16 protein-coding genes and 2 pseudogenes are annotated in these 15,148 nt (G+C 63.8%); 13 read left to right on the forward strand and 5 right to left on the reverse strand.

The genetic code is table 11. From position 1 onward, the window contains the following. Positions 1–45: 45 nt before the first annotated feature. The gene (locus C481_RS10640; RefSeq protein ID WP_006109209.1) at positions 46–489 is read left to right on the forward strand and encodes a hypothetical protein; all 444 of its coding nucleotides are present in this window, start codon (positions 46–48) and stop codon (positions 487–489) included. Between the two features lie 62 nt (positions 490–551). Beyond that, on the forward strand, positions 552–1,604 hold the full coding sequence (locus C481_RS10645; RefSeq protein ID WP_006109210.1) for a S66 family peptidase: 1,053 nt from the start codon (positions 552–554) through the stop codon (positions 1,602–1,604). A gap of 104 nt (positions 1,605–1,708) precedes the next feature. On the opposite strand, the gene C481_RS10650 is transcribed toward C481_RS10645, so the two are convergent. Continuing rightward, complete coding sequence (locus C481_RS10650) at positions 1,709–2,167, reverse strand: acyl-CoA thioesterase (RefSeq protein WP_006109211.1); 459 nt, start codon at positions 2,165–2,167, stop codon at positions 1,709–1,711. Positions 2,168–2,281: 114 nt separating this feature from the next. Here C481_RS10650 and C481_RS10655 point away from each other — a divergent pair, with 114 nt between their 5' ends. The 4 genes and pseudogenes from C481_RS10655 to purM form a co-directional block, all read left to right on the forward strand. Beyond that, complete coding sequence (locus C481_RS10655) at positions 2,282–4,072, forward strand: TraB/GumN family protein (protein ID WP_006109212.1); 1,791 nt, start codon at positions 2,282–2,284, stop codon at positions 4,070–4,072. Continuing rightward, the gene (locus C481_RS10660) at positions 4,069–4,698 is read left to right on the forward strand and encodes a zinc metalloprotease (protein ID WP_006109213.1); all 630 of its coding nucleotides are present in this window, start codon (positions 4,069–4,071) and stop codon (positions 4,696–4,698) included. Before C481_RS10655 ends, C481_RS10660 begins: the two co-directional genes overlap by 4 nt. Before the next feature lie 87 nt (positions 4,699–4,785). Continuing rightward, a pseudogene (locus C481_RS21235) lies at positions 4,786–5,130 on the forward strand (AIR synthase related protein); the annotation flags it as partial. Positions 5,131–5,137: 7 nt separating this feature from the next. Further along, positions 5,138–5,893, forward strand: a pseudogene (purM, locus tag C481_RS10670) (phosphoribosylformylglycinamidine cyclo-ligase); the annotation flags it as partial. A 20-nt stretch (positions 5,894–5,913) separates the two neighbouring features. Here the strand turns inward: purM and C481_RS10675 are convergent. Next, entirely contained in the window at positions 5,914–6,453 is a 540-nt protein-coding gene (locus C481_RS10675; protein WP_006109214.1) for a macro domain-containing protein, read from the reverse strand. 85 nt (positions 6,454–6,538) lie between these two features. Continuing rightward, complete coding sequence (locus C481_RS10680; protein ID WP_049904595.1) at positions 6,539–6,865, reverse strand: hypothetical protein; 327 nt, start codon at positions 6,863–6,865, stop codon at positions 6,539–6,541. Between the two features lie 91 nt (positions 6,866–6,956). Here C481_RS10680 and C481_RS22195 point away from each other — a divergent pair, with 91 nt between their 5' ends. Next, positions 6,957–7,124: a hypothetical protein gene (locus C481_RS22195; protein ID WP_006109216.1), complete on the forward strand. Its 168-nt coding sequence runs from the start codon at positions 6,957–6,959 to the stop codon at positions 7,122–7,124. Between the two features lie 220 nt (positions 7,125–7,344). Here the strand turns inward: C481_RS22195 and dpsA are convergent, their stop codons facing one another. Next, positions 7,345–7,890, reverse strand: a complete 546-nt coding sequence (dpsA, locus tag C481_RS10685; protein WP_006109217.1) for a DNA starvation/stationary phase protection protein DpsA — start codon at positions 7,888–7,890, stop codon at positions 7,345–7,347. A gap of 203 nt (positions 7,891–8,093) precedes the next feature. Here dpsA and C481_RS10690 point away from each other — a divergent pair, with 203 nt between their 5' ends. After that, positions 8,094–9,563, forward strand: coding sequence for an aldehyde dehydrogenase family protein (locus C481_RS10690; RefSeq protein WP_006109218.1), 1,470 nt, complete (start codon positions 8,094–8,096; stop codon positions 9,561–9,563). Between the two features lie 190 nt (positions 9,564–9,753). Here the strand turns inward: C481_RS10690 and C481_RS10695 are convergent, their stop codons facing one another. Then, the gene (locus C481_RS10695) at positions 9,754–10,944 is read right to left on the reverse strand and encodes a hypothetical protein (protein WP_241434678.1); all 1,191 of its coding nucleotides are present in this window, start codon (positions 10,942–10,944) and stop codon (positions 9,754–9,756) included. A gap of 126 nt (positions 10,945–11,070) precedes the next feature. Here C481_RS10695 and C481_RS10700 point away from each other — a divergent pair, with 126 nt between their 5' ends. The 5 genes from C481_RS10700 to C481_RS10720 all read left to right on the forward strand — a co-directional run. Beyond that, on the forward strand, positions 11,071–12,066 hold the full coding sequence (locus C481_RS10700; protein WP_006109220.1) for a carbohydrate kinase family protein: 996 nt from the start codon (positions 11,071–11,073) through the stop codon (positions 12,064–12,066). Positions 12,067–12,181: 115 nt separating this feature from the next. Next, on the forward strand, positions 12,182–13,327 hold the full coding sequence (locus tag C481_RS10705; protein WP_006109221.1) for a YhjD/YihY/BrkB family envelope integrity protein: 1,146 nt from the start codon (positions 12,182–12,184) through the stop codon (positions 13,325–13,327). Between the two features lie 87 nt (positions 13,328–13,414). Continuing rightward, a complete protein-coding gene (locus C481_RS10710; protein WP_006109222.1) occupies positions 13,415–13,840 on the forward strand; it encodes a hypothetical protein in 426 nt (141 codons plus the stop codon). Between the two features lie 73 nt (positions 13,841–13,913). Continuing rightward, a complete protein-coding gene (locus C481_RS10715; RefSeq protein WP_006109223.1) occupies positions 13,914–14,390 on the forward strand; it encodes a YbaK/EbsC family protein in 477 nt (158 codons plus the stop codon). A gap of 148 nt (positions 14,391–14,538) precedes the next feature. After that, on the forward strand, positions 14,539–15,148 hold a 610-nt coding region (locus tag C481_RS10720; protein WP_006109224.1), incomplete at its 3' end, for a metal ABC transporter solute-binding protein, Zn/Mn family.

A 15,148-nucleotide genomic window follows, 5' to 3' on the forward strand; every position in this document is an offset into this window, starting at 1 on the left:
TAGAACTCCGCTAATATTTATGAGTGGGTGACACGAATCGCGAGTATGGAACGGCTGCGGATCGCCCATACGATCCGAACGAGTTCGTACGCGCTCGCACTCTTCCTGGTGGGTGTGATTCCAGGGAGTATCGTCCTCGGGTCGATAGTGGGATTCTTCGGCTGGTCGCTCGCTGGCCTCCCGATCGATGGCGAGACGGCGACGATCATCGTGTTCGTCGTGGTGCCAGCGTTGCTTCCGCTGTCGTTGGTCGCCCGGGCAGTAGTCGGCGGGAGCGCCGCTGAGCAGGTGTTTGGGGCGCTGTCGGTGCCGTGTCTTTGCGTCCCTCTGTGGGCTGGCTACAGTAGTGTCGCTGCGTCCGGAATCGTCGGCCTCGGCGGGATAATCTCGTTCGGCGCGGGCGTCTTCCTCGCCCTCATCGTGCTCGCCGACGCCGTCATCGAGTGGCGGCTGGCGGGACCTGGCGCGACGGTGCAGCGTTCCGGGTGACCAGTGTGGACGCGGGACAAGGGTGCGGTATCATTATACAATTCTGCTGAGCAGTGGTCGCTATGTCATCGTTTGCAACCCCACCGCCGCTCGAACGCGGTGACGAGATTGCGGTGATCGCCCCGTCGTCGAACCCGACGACTGAGTTCAGCGAGGTCTACGAACTCGGTCTCGAACGCCTCCGCGAGGTGTTCGACCTCGAACCGGTCGAGTTCCCGACGGTATCCCACGACGACGAGTTCCTGTTGGAGCACCCGGACGTCCGTGCACGGGACATCATGAACGCGTTCGAAGACCCGGATATCAGCGGCGTCATCGCCGTGATCGGCGGAAACGACCAGATTCGAGTTCTCGAACACCTCGATCCCGACGTTCTCCGGGAGAACCCGACGCGGTTCTACGGCTACAGCGATAACACGAACCTCGCGCTCTACCTCTGGAACCTCGGCATCGTCTCTTACTACGGCCCGACCGTGATGGCTGAACTCGCGATGGACGGCCGCATGTTCGAGCACACCGTCGAGTTCACCGAGCGCGCGTTCTTCGAGGAGTCGTTCGGCGAGATCCGCCCCGCCGGAGTGTTCACGGACGAACCCGGCGACTGGGCGACGCCCGAGCTGCTCGACGAACCCCGCGAGACCGAGCCGAACCCGGGCTGGCGGTGGGCCGGCGGTGACGAGCGCGCCGCGGGGCGACTCTGGGGTGGCTGTCTCGAAATCCTCGACCAACAGTTTCTCGCGGGACGATACCTGCCGGACGAGACCGAACTCGACGGAACGATCCTCGCACTCGAAACCTCCGAGGAGTTGCCCAAATCATCCTGGGTTGCGGGCGTCCTTCGGGCGCTAGGCGAGCGCGGACTGCTCGAACGGTTCGACGGCGTTCTCGTCGGGCGACCGCCGGCGCGGTCGCATCTCGATGATCGGCCGGCAGAGCGCCGCACGCAGTACCGCAACCAGCAGCGGACGGTGATTACGGAGGCCGTCGATCGGTACAATCCCACCGCACCGATCGTCTTCAACGTCGACTTCGGGCACACCTGGCCGACGACGCCGATTCCGATCGGTGCGCGCGTTGAACTCGATCCGGGGACCGAGACGGTTCGGTTCTCGTGAGGTTTGCAAGGGCCTCTCGAGCAATACCGAGATTTCGAGTTCCGGTGACCGCAGAACCGCAACCGAGTTCAGTATGAAAGAGAGCTGGCTTCGGTTTGGTGCCGTCAGTCCCGGTTCCGATACTCGCGCTGTTCGTTCGCAAGCGCCCGTTCGCGTCGCCGCGCTCCCTCGTCAGTACTGACCGTGAGTTCGGGAACCGTTGTCGGCTCGTTGTCGTCGTCGATCGCGACGTAGACGAAGTACGACTCGGTCGTTTTCTCGCGCTCGCCGGTTCGGGGGTCCTCGCGTTCGGTGATCAGGCGAACGCGGACGCTCGATTCGCCCGCATCGTAGACGTAAGCCGTGATGTGTGCCGTGTCGCCGACGGCGATCGGACGTTCGAAGTTCATCTGGTTGACGCGGGCGGTGACGCAGGTCTCGCCCGAGAACCGCATGGCCGACATCGCGCCGACCTCGTCCATCCACTTCATGACGTTCCCGCCGTGGGCCGAGTCGAGCATGTTGGCGTGGTTCGGCTGTACCATCTCCCGGTTCTCGACGAGCGTCTCCATCAGATCGGTCATTGCCCGCAGTTTCCCCACGACGACAATCAGTCTTGCCGTCGCCGTACACGGCTGGGACGCGCTACCATCGCGCAGTTCGATACTGGTAAAAGTCGTGGCCGAGTTGATCCGGTAATGAGTAATGCAGGCGACGCCGACGCGCCGGACCCCCCCGATCCCGTCGCGGCCGGCGAGACGGATACGTCGCAGGACGGTTCCGTCACCGTTCTCGGAACTGCCCACGTCTCGCAGGCGAGCGTCGACGACGTTCGCGACGCCGTCGCAGAAGAGCAACCCGACGTAGTCGCCGTCGAACTCGACGAAGGCCGATACAATCAGATGCAAGGCGGCGCTCCCGACGACATCGAATCCCAGGACCTCCTCTCGGGGAACACGGTCTTTCAGTTCCTGGCGTACTGGATGCTCTCGTACGTCCAATCACGGCTCGGCGATCAGTTCGACATCGAACCCGGTGCCGACATGCGCGCCGCGATCGATGCGGCCGAACGCAACGGTAGCGGCGTCTCGCTCGTCGACCGGGACATTCAGGTGACGATCCAGCGATTCTGGAACGGCCTCTCGTTTACGGAGAAACTGAAGATGGTCGGCGGTCTCGCCCTCGGCATCACCGATCCCCGAACGATCGGTCTCACCTTCGGGGCCGTCATCGGTCTCCTCACCGGCCTCCTCTTTGCCGTCTTTATCGCCCCGATGGTCGGTCTCGGTGACTTCTTCTTGCTCGGGATCACCGAATCGGCGGCGCTTCAGACCGTCGGTGCGCTCGGTCTCGGAACGATCGCCGGTGCGTTCGTCGGCCTCCTCTTTCTCCCCTCGATCAGGGCGGCTGACCGCTACGGCGGCGAGTTCATAAACGGCGTTTCGGCTCGCACGCTCGTCGGCATCGCAATCGGGGTCGGCGGGTCGTTGGCGCTCGTCGAGACGGGGACGTTCGTCGGCCCGATCTCGGCGACGCTGTTCGAGAACGCCGGTAGCTACTCGCTTCGTAGCGTGATCGGCGCGCTCACCGGGCTCGGCGTCGGTATCTCCGCCGGGGCTCTCCTCGGGATCCTCTTCGGCCTGCTTAGCGGCGATGTCGAGGAGGTAGACGAGATCGATATCGAGGAGATGACCGACGGCGACGTCGTCTCCGCGATGATGGAGGAGTTCCGCCAGTTCAGTCCGCGCGGGGCGAACGCGCTGATCGACGAACGAGACGCCTACATCGCACACAACCTGCAGACGCTGCGCGAACACGGGTACGACGTGCTGGCGGTGGTCGGTGCCGGCCACAGAGCCGGCATCGAGCGATACCTCGAGCATCCGGACGAACTCCCGCCCATGGAGTCGATAACTGGTACGGCCTCGAGTCGACGCTTCTCGCCGTTGAAGATACTCGGCTACCTGGCTATGGTCAGCTTCGTCGGATTTTTCTTCCTGCTGATGATGGCCGGCGTGCAAGATACGTTCCTGCTCCAGCTGTTTGCGGCGTGGTTCCTGTTCAACGGCATCTTCGCGTTCACGCTCGCCCGGCTCGCCGGCGCACGTTGGACCAGCGCCGGCGTCGGCGGCTGTGTCGCCTGGCTGACCAGCATCAATCCGCTGCTCGCGCCGGGCTGGTTCGCCGGCTACGTCGAACTCAAACATCGTCCGGTCAACGTTCGCGACATCCAGACGCTGAACGAAATCGTCGGCGACGCGGACCGTCCGATCTCCGAGGCGATCGACGACATGTTCAACGTGCCGCTGTTCCGACTGATCATGATCGTCGCGCTGACGAACATCGGCAGCCTGATCGCGACCATCCTGTTCCCGTTCGTCGTCCTCGAATGGCTGGCCCCGGGTATCGGCGGCGTCGACGCCCTCCTCGCTGAACTACTTCACGGAGCCGAAAATAGCCTCGAACTCCTCCGAGGGTTGCTCACATGAGCGTCCAAACCGGTCGTCAGTCCGAACCCGAACTCTCCTTTAGCGACAAGGAACTGCTCGACCTGGCGCTGGCCTGGATCACGCTCAGCGTCGCGTTCGCGCTCATGCTCGCCCCGATCCACCGCGGGGCCACCATGGGAAGTTTCATCCTAATGGTCGGACTGAGCTTCGTCACCGTCGGCGTCGCCTTCCTGCTTCACGAACTCGCACACAAGGTCGTCGCCATCGAACATGGCCAGATTGCGGAATTTCGCGCCGACTACCAGATGCTTTTCATGGCGATCATGAGCGCCCTGATCGGCTTTCTCTTCGCTGCACCCGGGGCCGTCTACCATCGCGGCCGGATCACGAAGCGCGAGAACGCGATGATCTCGCTCGCGGGCCCGATCACGAACCTCCTGCTCGCATTGTTGTTCCTGCCGCTGATGATCTTCCCCAATCTTCTCGGGACGATCGGTCAGATGGGCGTCTGGATCAACCTCTTCCTGGCCGCGTTCAACATGATTCCGTTCGGCCCGCTCGACGGCAAGTCAATTTACAACTGGAACAAGGGCGTCTTCGCACTCGTCTTCATCCCGAGCATTCTGCTCGCGGGCTACGTCGTGTTGTTCGTCGGACTGTTCTGATCCGCGACGGGCCTCGATTCGTCCTCTTTCCCGCTGTGGCCTCGATGGACCGGTGACCTTTTGCTCGCCCCGCGCGGTCGTTCCCACATGACGGAGTCCGCGGACGACGGGAACCAGCACGACGACGAGGAACGGCTCACCTACGCCGATACCGGCGTCGACATCGAGGCCAGCGAGGACGCGACCGCGGCCCTGCTCGAGGCCTTCGGCAGCGACCTCACGACCGAGTACGCCGGCCTGCTCGACATCGGCGACCGATACCTCGCCCTCGCCACCGACGGCGTCGGCACGAAACTCCTCGTCGCCGAGGCCGTCGGCGACGCTTCGACCATCGGCATCGACTGCATCGCGATGAACGCGAACGACCTCGTCGCCGCGGGCGTCGACCCCGTCGGCTTCGTCGATTACCTCGCGATCGACGACCCCGACGAAACGCTNTATCGACTGCATCGCGATGAACGCGAACGACCTCGTCGCCGCGGGCGTCGACCCCGTCGGCTTCGTCGATTACCTCGCGATCGACGACCCCGACGAAACGCTGACCAACGAGATCGGCGAGGGGCTGGCCGTCGGCCTCGAACGAGCCGGCCTCACCATGCTCGGCGGCGAAACCGCCGTCATGCCCGACGTCGTCGAGGGCTTCGACCTCGCCGGCACCTGCGTCGGACTCGCCGACAAGGACGCCGTCTTCGACGGCGAAGCACGGGTCGGGGACGCACTCGTCGGCTTCCCCTCGAACGGTATCCACTCGAACGGCCTCACGCTCGCCCGCGAAGCCGTCACGCGCGAGCACGACTACGACGACGAGTTCCCGCTCGTTCCCGAGCGAACCATCGGCGAGGAACTCCTGCGACCGACCCGAATCTACACGGACCTCCTCGAACCGATGTGCGACCACGGCGTCCACGCGGCCGCCCACGTCACCGGCGGCGGCTGGACGAACCTGCTGCGCATGGGCGACCGACGGTACGTGATCGACGACCCGCTGCCGGCACAGCCCATCTTCGAGTTCATCCAGCAGGAAGGCGGGGTGAGCGACGCGGAGATGCACCGCACCTTTAACATGGGCACCGGGTTCGTCGTCGCACTTCCCGAGGATGCGGCGCGTGAACTCGCGGCCGAGACGGACGGTCGGGTTATTGGCCACGTCGCGGAAGGGAAGACGGTCGACATTCGCGGGCTATCGTTGTCCTAAGTGGTCTGGGCGGGTGCTCGCTATCGACCGGCAGCCCCGTTATCGTTCATTTCGGACTGTTCTGCCGCGCCGGTCGTGGCGCGAATCGTCTCGTACTCCTCGTCGCTGTACGCGACGAATCGAACGTCGGTCAGCGAGTTCGGTTCGGAGGCGGCAATTTCGTCGCCGATGATCGCTGCGCCGTCGACGAGATCGAACCCGGCGACGCCGCAGCCGAGCGCCGGGATCACGAGCGACTCGCATCCGAGTTCGTCCGCTCGCTCGAGCGCGTTTCGGGTCGCATCGCGAATGCTTTCGGCGGTCGCCTCCCCGTCGCCATAGTGGGGCATCGCGGCGGCGTGGATAACGTACTCGGCGTCTAAATCGTAGGCGTCCGTGACCGCGACTGCACCGAGTTCGACCGGTCCACGCTCCATCGCCTCGTCGTTGATTTCCTCACCCGCGCGCCGGCGGAGCGCCCCGGCGACGCCGGAGCCCATCCGAAGGCTGGTGCCGGCCGCGTTGACCAGTGCGTCTGCGGACTGTGCGGCGATGTCGCCCTGGATCACGTCGAACTCCATACGGTACGTATTCGGACCGAGAGCAATGAATCCGAGTGTCGCTTCCCTTCGAGAACAGTACTGTTGCGGGCGAGTAGCCGGCCGCTTACGCCGTGTGAATCCAGTTCCCGGTCGCCGGTCGGTCATCGATGTCGTCGTTGGCGACGCCGTAGAACTTCTCGCGTCCGACCGGCGTCCGGAGTCGCAGTACCGTGGTGTACTCGGTGACCGCGAACGCAGTAATCTCCCGATTCGAACCGCGATACTCGAGTGTGAACTCGCGGGAGGCGTCGTCGTCAGTGGTCACACGATTGCCGAGGGACCAACTCAGCGATTCGATGTTTTCGGGATCGATTTCGAACACCTGGGTGATCGCTTCCCGTCCGCGGTGCCGACTGCCCGACCCCTGTGAGCAGCCATCATGGGAACTCATAACCAAACGAACGAAACCGACCATGAAAAAAGATCCCATTTCGAAAGGCGACCAAAACCCTTTTAGATTTAGGCCTGCCTAACTCTTCGTGATGGACGTGCCTGCCCGTAACGTGGACCCAACGACCGACGATGAACTCGATCTCCCCGCTGTGGCTGTTTCCTGCCACGAAACCCGGCCCGGCAAGATCGTCTTCACTGAGCAAGACAACAACGACGGGTGGATCGCGACGGACCTAACCGTCGACCTCGAGCCGTAAGTCCGATCCGGTCAGACACGCTCGATAATCTGGCACCCGCTAGCTGGATCCAGTTATCGCGTCTTCGTTTCTGCAGCGTTCTCTGCTGGGCGGCACAGACGCCGCGACAACACTTTTCCTTCGATGGTACTGGGCGTCGTCATGTCGCCGGTCAGCCGTCTATTGCAGGCACGGAAACGGGCAAAATAATCCGTCGTCGACGCGGTTGACTTCCGATTCCTTAGTGCGTCGCCTCTTCGAGCACCAGCGAGTCGTCCTCGAGGTAGTGCTCGAAGTGGTGCCCGTCGTCCTCGAGCGTCACGAGGATGTCGCGGAGGATTTCCGCAGTCGCGTAATCGCCGAGGTTCTCGGCGAGTTCGATGCTGTCACGCATCGACTCGATGATGTCGCCGTACATCTCGAGGTCGTTCTCGAACGCGGACCGGATGTCGAGAACGTCTTCGCCCTCGAACTCGACGGTTGCACGCTCTTCCTGGTTCGACGGCCCGGAGACCGGGACACCGCCGAGCGCCTGCGCGCGCTCTGCGATTTCGTCTGCACCCTCTTCGACGTGCTCGTAGGACTCCTCCAAGAACTCGTGGAGCGGCAGGAACTCGGCGCCCTCGACGACCCAGTGGTGCTTCTTGAGCTGGTGGTAGAGGACGTACGAGTTCGCCAGTTCGGTGTTCAACGCGTCGACGATCTGCTCGGCTTTATCCTGTTCGAGGCGGAGCTCGTTCTCCTCGACGGTATCGGCCGATTGACGGACGGTCTTCTGAGTGCTCATCTCGTTCGATGATACACGCGCTTTCCACTTAAAGGTTTCCCCAACACAGAACATTTTTTTGGCTATCCGAAAACAGACTTCTCAAAGTGGGCCTATTATTTTATGTGGTGGGAGCAACGTATCGGTCGCCACTACGGTCAAAAATTGTGCCGTTTTTTCGGGGCTGAGTAAACATTTTCAGTGTGGGGGTCGAAAGGGAACGTATGGCAACAAGAGCGGCACAGCGGCGAGAGCGGATCTTCGTCGATGGGGACTGGCTCGAAACCGACGAGACCATCGCAGTCTCGGACCTCGCCGACGGCGGGACCTTCGCTCAGGTCGGCGCGACCGGGCCGGCCGAAGCACGGACGGCACTCGAAGCGGCCCACGAGATCAAACCCGAACTGCGCCAGACGACCGTCGTCGAGCGCGCCGAGTGGTGCGAAGCGATCGCCGAAGGTCTTCGCGAGCGCGAGGAAGAACTCGCCGAAGTTATCGTTCGCGAGGCGGGCAAGCCGATCTCCTCGGCTCGCGGCGAGGTCGGCCAGGCGGCGGAGCGCTTCGATCGCGCCGCCGAGGAGGCTCGAAATATCGTCAGCAAGGGCGAGTTCCGCGAGGGATCGACCGCGGGCCACGAGGGCTGGAACGCGATCGTCAAACACGAGCCGATCGGTGCGGTGCTCTGTATCACGCCGTACAACTATCCACTTGCGACGACCGCATTACAGGTTGCCCCTGCACTCGCCGCGGGTAACAGCGTCCTGCTCAAGCCCGCGAGCAAAACGCCCGTCTCGGCTGCGATCCTCGCCGATGTCATCGCCGATGTCGACGGCATCCCGGACGGTGCGTTCAACTTCGTTCCCGGTAACGCGAGCGAGATCGGCGACGTCCTGTCCGGCGACGACCGCATCAACGCGATCGCGATGACCGGCTCCTCCGGCGCGGGGAAACACGTCGCCGGCGAGAGCGGCATGGTCAATCTTCATATGGAACTCGGCGGCAACGCACCCGCTGTCGTCTTCGACGACGCCGACCTCACGGACGTTGCCGGCAACTGTGTCAAGGGCTCGCTGAAATACGCCGGCCAGCGTTGCTCGGCCGTCTCCCGCGTCCTCGCTCACGAACCGATCCACGACGACCTCGTCTCGCAGATCGACCGCACGATGGACTCCTGGGAAGCCGGCGATCTCTTCGACGAAACTACCGCCTTCGGCCCGCTCATCAGCGAAGACCAGGCCGAATGGGTCCAGGAACTCGTCGACGACGCCGTCGAGAAGGGCGCGGATCTCGTCCGCGGCGGGAAACGACGGGCTCCCGAGGGCGTTCCGGACGAACTCGCCGATCAGTTCTTCGAACCGACGCTGCTCGCCAACGTTCCGCACGACGCCCGTATCGTCGACGAGGAGCAGTTCGGCCCCGTCGCAGCTATCACGACGTTCGAAGACGAGGACGAAGCGATCGAACTCGCCAACGGCTCGGACCTCGCCCTCGACGCCGCGGTCTTCACCTCCGACTACGATCGCGCGATGCGACTGGCCGATCTGATCGACGCCGGTGCCGTCCGCATCAACGGCGCCCCCTCCCACGGCCTCGGCGACGTTCCCTTCGGCGGCAACAAGGACTCGGGTATCGGCCGCGAGGGCCTCGACGCCTCGATCCACGAGATGATGCGCAAGAAGAGCATCATCCTGTAGTCTCGTGTAGCCTCGCGACGATAGCGACCCGTGTCACTTTCGCCTGCTGAACGCTCCGCCAGCCGTTCAACGGGACACAGCTACGGCTCGCAGATCGCGGCTTACGGACCGCCCTCACAAATCGCGGCTCAGGCGGATCACTTCTCGGATCACACTCACCTCTCAGACGGACGGTCCACCGCGACCCGAGCTAGAACGCGACCGGTCGGCTGGCAACGACTGTTTCAGTCTCGCCAGCGACCGCGATTGCCAGGACCGTCGTTTCGTCGCCCTCGTCGTACGCAAACGTCACGCTCTCGCCGACCGCAGCGATCGCGTCGCTTCTTCCCGCTCCGTCGGTGATCTCGACCCGGTCGGCGTTCCCGAGCGATGTAACCACCGTCGTTACGCGCCGGTCCGTGCTATCGACCTCCACCGTGACTCCCGCCTGCGCTTCCCGCTCGACCGTCCCACCGCTCCATCCCGCGGGCGACGGGAGTTCAATTTCGGCGGTCGGAACCGTCGCCTCCGCCACGGCAACCGAGTGCAGCGCCTCGACCGAGAGCGTCTCGAACTCGTCCGCCAGGGAACTCCGTTCGAACTGGTCGGCGAGCGCAGCGGGGTCGGTGCCGTCCCGGGGTACCGCAACGAACGACACCGTCGACGTCTCTCCCGAGAGCGAAACGGCGTGACTGTACGCCACAGGGTCCGATTCGTCTCCATCCCCCACTCGTCCGACTGCGATTGCCGTCGTCTCGAGCGGATCGAGCACCGTCTCGAAATCCGCGTCGGTTGCGACGCGCCGCACTGCGTCGTCGCGTCCGGCGTCGAGGATGGCATCGACGCCGATCCCCGCCGCTCGACTGGCGAGGAGCCACTCCGTCGAGACGGCGACTGCGCCGTCCTCGTCCTCGTAGACGGCGAACTCGTCGACCGACCACGTCGGCTCCGTCGAGAGTTCATCCCGGTCGAACGAGCCGGCGATAGCGAAGTTGTCGTTCCCGCTGCCGGTGCCGAACGAGAGGGCAGCGTCGAGTTCAGCGCCGTCGAACCGGTCGGCGGCCGACACGCCGAGATCGGCCAGGCTGAACGCCGTCGACTCGCGAACGTCGGGACTGAACTCGGCGTCGTGCGCGCAAAGCGCGTCGAGGTCCGCGTAGTGAAAGCCGAACTCGTCGCCGGTCGTTTCGGACGGCGCGAGCGAACCGGGAACCCACCGTGCCAGCGCGGAGACGTCAACGTCAGTTCCGTTCGCGTCGTCCGTCGTTCCGTTCGAGTCGGGCTCTGCTGGCGTCCCCGACTCGGAACCGCCGAGACAGCCTGCACTGATCGAGAGGGCACCGATACCGCCGATCCCACCGGTCGTCACCAATAATCGGCGACGCGAGTACTCGTCGGTCATCTCTGCTTCCACAAATTATAATTATAACAGGATATAATTCACGATCAGTCTCTGCGGATAGACGCGACCCTCGAACGCGAGCGAGAGAGCGGATGAAGGGCTGCATCTATCCGATCGTCCTACTCCATGAGTACTGATCCGTCCATCCTCGTCGCTGGCGAAACGTTGATCGACTTCCTGCCGGAACGGCCCGGATCGCTCACCGAGGTCGATAGCTTCGACCGTCGCCCCGGTGGCGCACCCGCAAACGTGGCCGTCGGCCTCGCTCGACTCGGAAATACACCCCTGTTCTGGACCCGCGTCGGCGACGATCCATTCGGTCACTATCTCCGGGAGACGCTCACCGATGCCGGCCTCTCCGACCAGTACATCGAGTTCGATCCCGCCGCGAAGACGACGCTCGCATTCGTCACCCACGATTCGGACAGCGACCGCGAGTTCACCTTCTACCGCGACGAGACGGCGGACACGCGACTCGAACCGGGTCGGATCGACGACGAGACGCTCGCCGCGCTCGAGTGGGTTCACGTGGGGGGCGTCACGCTCGCCAGCGGACCCGCCCGTGCCGCGACGCGCGACCTCATCGACCGGGCCGGCAAAGTTGGCTGTACGGTCTCGTTCGACCCGAACGCCAGACCGGAACTGTGGCACGCCGAGGAGACGTTCGCGAGCGTCTGTCGCGACGCGCTCGAGGGCGTCGACGTCTGCAAGGCAACCGCGGGTGAACTCGAGGCGCTCGGCTTCACCGGGGCGACCCCGACTGAACTCGGGCAAGCGGTGGTCGCTGAATCGACGGGTCCTCACACCGCCTTCGTCACGCGGGGCAGTGACGGGGCCGTGGCTGTCGCCGGGCCGGATGCGCCGTGGGGCGGCGAACACGCGGGAGCGGCGTCACTGGCCGTCGCCGAAACCGATGGCTACACCGTCGAAGCGGTCGATACGACGGGGGCGGGCGACGCGTTCGTCGCCGGCATCATCACGGCGCTTCAGGGCGGCAAATCGGTGTCCGAAACGCTCGCTAGTAGCAGCGCTATCGCCGCGATTACGACGACCGAAGCCGGCGCGATGACCGCGTTGCCGGACCGCGAGACGGTGCGGGCGTTCCGCCGAGAGCGCTCGTAGTCCCCGCTTTGAGCGGCACACTGCGGGTACCGTTCGAAGCGACGGCGATAGCGCCGGCGACGCATTGTGCACACCCAGGCGAACCACATATCTGGTTTGACGGTGTGGCTCCGCTATGGCAACCGAAAGCGAAGACGACGGTGTCGTCTCGTTCGGCAAGACCGTCGTTGCCGGCATACAGGAGAAGAACGTTTCCTTCATGGCCGCCGGAATCGCCTATCAGGCGTTTATCTCGCTGCTTCCCCTTCTCGTCCTCGTCTTTTTCGTCGTCACCGTCGTCGGCGACGAGCAGTTCGCGGCCGAGGTCGCAACAGCGACGAGCGGGTTTCTGCCCGAGAGCGGTCAGGTCATGATCGAGAACGCTATCGCCGAATCGCCGGCAACGGCGGGGTCGACGCTCATCGGCGTCGTCGTTCTCGTGTGGGGGGCGCTCAAAATATTTCGCGGACTCGATACCGCGTTCTCCGAAATCTACGATTCGGCCGCGGAGAGTTCATTCGTCGGGCAACTTCGCGATGCGGTGATCGTCCTCGGTGCGATCGGTGGTGCGTTGATCGCGGCAGGTGCGGCGAGTCTCGTCATCGCGATTTTCCCGGACGTTCCCTTCCTCGAGTTGTTGAACCCGATCCTTCTCGTGATCGTTCTCGTACTCGCGTTTCTGCCGATGTACTACTACTTTCCGGACGTCGATGTCTCCCCCCGCCAGGTGCTTCCGGGTGTCGTCGTCGCGGCGGTCGGCTGGACAGTGCTCCAGTCGCTCTTTCAGGTCTACGTCTCGTTCGCGGGGAGTTCGGATTCCGCAGGGCCGGTGGGTGCGATCTTGCTCTTGCTCACCTGGCTGTACTTCGGCGGACTCATCTTGCTCGTCGGCGCCGTCGTCAACGCCGTCAGAAGCGGTCACTTCGATCAGTCGGACGTGGACGACCCGGTCCTGGATACGTCGATCGCCGCAACGGATCGCCCGGCCTTCGTCGACGACGCACGGCGCGACCGGACCCGTCTCCTCGATCGGATCGACCGCCTCGAACGCGAACGCGATCAACTTCGAAACGATCTCGCCGCTCAGCGCGCACGACGGTACCGCCTCGAAGACCGCGTTACCCACCTGGAAACGCTTACTCGTGATCTCGAAGACGAGACCGCAACCCTCCACCGTGAACTCGATCAGCACGAGGACCCACCGTGGAAACGACGGTTCAACACGGTTCTCTCACACGTCGATACCATCCGTATCGGTGTCGTCGAAGATCGGCGTGACTGACGGCGGCCACGACTGCGACCGCGGAACCGAGCACGGGAGTCGCACTCGAGAGCGCTTATTACGCTCCCCGCCGACACCCCACACATCGTGTCTCACCCAGTACGGGCCGCCAGGCGACGGCTCTGTGACGACCACGCAGATACTATCGCAGCGATCGACGACTGTGCGGATCGCGTCACTACCTCCTGGGACACCGCTCGAACGACGAACCGCGACGCACTCGTCGACTCCCTCCGCGCCGAACTCGAGGCCGCAGGCATCTTCGACCGACTTCCAGCGGTCTTGGCAGCGGCCGTCGATGCGACAGCATCGGACCTGCAGGCAAGTCCCGTCCCTGCAGCGCCGTACGTCGTTATAACAAGTCGCGGGCCGATCCTTCGGGCGACGATCGATCCCGGGCGACTCGTCATCAGATTCGATGTCTTCGAAATCGTCCGCTCTGATGATGCCGGTCATCAACCGGAATACCACCGCGTAGATGGCGTTCGGCTGCACGTTTCGCTCGAACACTGAGCGGGTCACACGGGAAACGCGAGTCGGAGACGAGTCAGCGTTTTCACGGTGCAGCCGAAAAGTGTTGTCGAACATGCACCCACGCGCACAGGCGTTCGCCGATCGGGCACGCGACGAGTTCAGTTTTGAGCCGGTTGTCGAGGAGTTCCCGGAAGGGACGAAGACAGCGGCAGACGCGGCGGCGGCAGTTGGCTGTCGGGAGGCCCAGATTGCGAGTTCGCTCGTCTTCGACGTGGACGGTTCGCTGGTAGTGTCGGTGACGAGTGGCGCGAATCGCGTCAGTGAGGCGGCGCTCGGCGAGGTCTTCGACGTGTCGGTGGCTGCGGTGTCGATGGCTGATGCCGAGCGGATTCGAGCTGAACTCGGCTGGTCGATCGGCGGTGTGCCGCCGTTCTGTCACGAGCGGACGGTCCCGGTCGTGCTTGACGAGACGTTGCTGACGTTCGAGACGGTCTGGGCGGCTGCGGGAACGCCGGAGGCGGTGTTTTCGATCGAACCGACGGCGTTGCAACAGTATGCAGGGGCAGAGCCGGTGGCTGTTAGTGAGTAGGCAAGAGACCAGTTCTCGTTTTCACCGATGGCCCCCTAGTGTGCTACCGTCGAGAAGTTATTAACCCACCAGTCTGTGTGATGGCCGAATTATTAACGACGAGGTATTGGATAATAACATATTTAATCGACGGGCGATTGGTTCGGATATGGAACTCGAACGACGGTCGTTCCTGGCGGCGAGTTCGGGATCGCTCGCGGCCGGGGCACTGGCGGGGTGTCTCGATGACGTGGCTCGCGGGAGCGAGGGGGTCGAGTCGGGGTATGCCGCATTTTTTGCACTGTGGGACTGGGCTGATACCATTGGTGGCGATGCGGTGACGTTCGAAAACCCGGTCGGGACCGGCGAGGTCGGACACGGCTGGGAGCCCGAAGCGGATTTGCTCGCGGAGATTGCAAAGAGTGACGCGTTCGTCTATCTCGATCTGCCGGAGTTCTCCTGGGCGCAGGAAGCGGCGGCAACGCTCGAGTCGGACTACGAGACGGTAGCCGTGATCGATGCGCTCGAGGGACTCGACGACGAGTTACTGGCGTGGAATCACGAGCACGATTCCGACGAACACGACGGGAACGATCACGACCACGGTCACGAGGGGGACTCCCACAACCAGACTACCGACGGGGGGAACGGCGCTGAGCACGACCACGACGATGGGGAATCTCACGATGGGCACGATCACGGCGCCGTCGATCCCCACGTCTGGGTTGATCCCGTCCTCGCCCAGCGTCTCGTCACGACTATCGCGGACGGCCTCGCCG

Source organism: Natrialba asiatica DSM 12278, from assembly GCF_000337555.1.
GTDB lineage: Archaea > Halobacteriota > Halobacteria > Halobacteriales > Natrialbaceae > Natrialba > Natrialba asiatica.

Bases quoted from the DNA above. Each gene is read 5' to 3' on its own strand.
- C481_RS10640 (WP_006109209.1), top strand. From the start codon at position 46: ATGGAACGGCTGCGGATCGCCCATACGATCCGAACGAGTTCGTACGCG.
- C481_RS10645 (WP_006109210.1), top strand. From the start codon at position 552: ATGTCATCGTTTGCAACCCCACCGCCGCTCGAACGCGGTGACGAGATT.
- C481_RS10650 (WP_006109211.1), bottom strand. From the start codon at position 2,167: ATGACCGATCTGATGGAGACGCTCGTCGAGAACCGGGAGATGGTACAG.
- C481_RS10655 (WP_006109212.1), top strand. From the start codon at position 2,282: ATGAGTAATGCAGGCGACGCCGACGCGCCGGACCCCCCCGATCCCGTC.
- C481_RS10660 (WP_006109213.1), top strand. From the start codon at position 4,069: ATGAGCGTCCAAACCGGTCGTCAGTCCGAACCCGAACTCTCCTTTAGC.
- C481_RS10675 (WP_006109214.1), bottom strand. From the start codon at position 6,453: ATGGAGTTCGACGTGATCCAGGGCGACATCGCCGCACAGTCCGCAGAC.
- C481_RS10680 (WP_049904595.1), bottom strand. From the start codon at position 6,865: ATGAGTTCCCATGATGGCTGCTCACAGGGGTCGGGCAGTCGGCACCGC.
- C481_RS22195 (WP_006109216.1), top strand. From the start codon at position 6,957: ATGGACGTGCCTGCCCGTAACGTGGACCCAACGACCGACGATGAACTC.
- dpsA (WP_006109217.1), bottom strand. From the start codon at position 7,890: ATGAGCACTCAGAAGACCGTCCGTCAATCGGCCGATACCGTCGAGGAG.
- C481_RS10690 (WP_006109218.1), top strand. From the start codon at position 8,094: ATGGCAACAAGAGCGGCACAGCGGCGAGAGCGGATCTTCGTCGATGGG.
- C481_RS10695 (WP_241434678.1), bottom strand. From the start codon at position 10,944: ATGACCGACGAGTACTCGCGTCGCCGATTATTGGTGACGACCGGTGGG.
- C481_RS10700 (WP_006109220.1), top strand. From the start codon at position 11,071: ATGAGTACTGATCCGTCCATCCTCGTCGCTGGCGAAACGTTGATCGAC.
- C481_RS10705 (WP_006109221.1), top strand. From the start codon at position 12,182: ATGGCAACCGAAAGCGAAGACGACGGTGTCGTCTCGTTCGGCAAGACC.
- C481_RS10715 (WP_006109223.1), top strand. From the start codon at position 13,914: ATGCACCCACGCGCACAGGCGTTCGCCGATCGGGCACGCGACGAGTTC.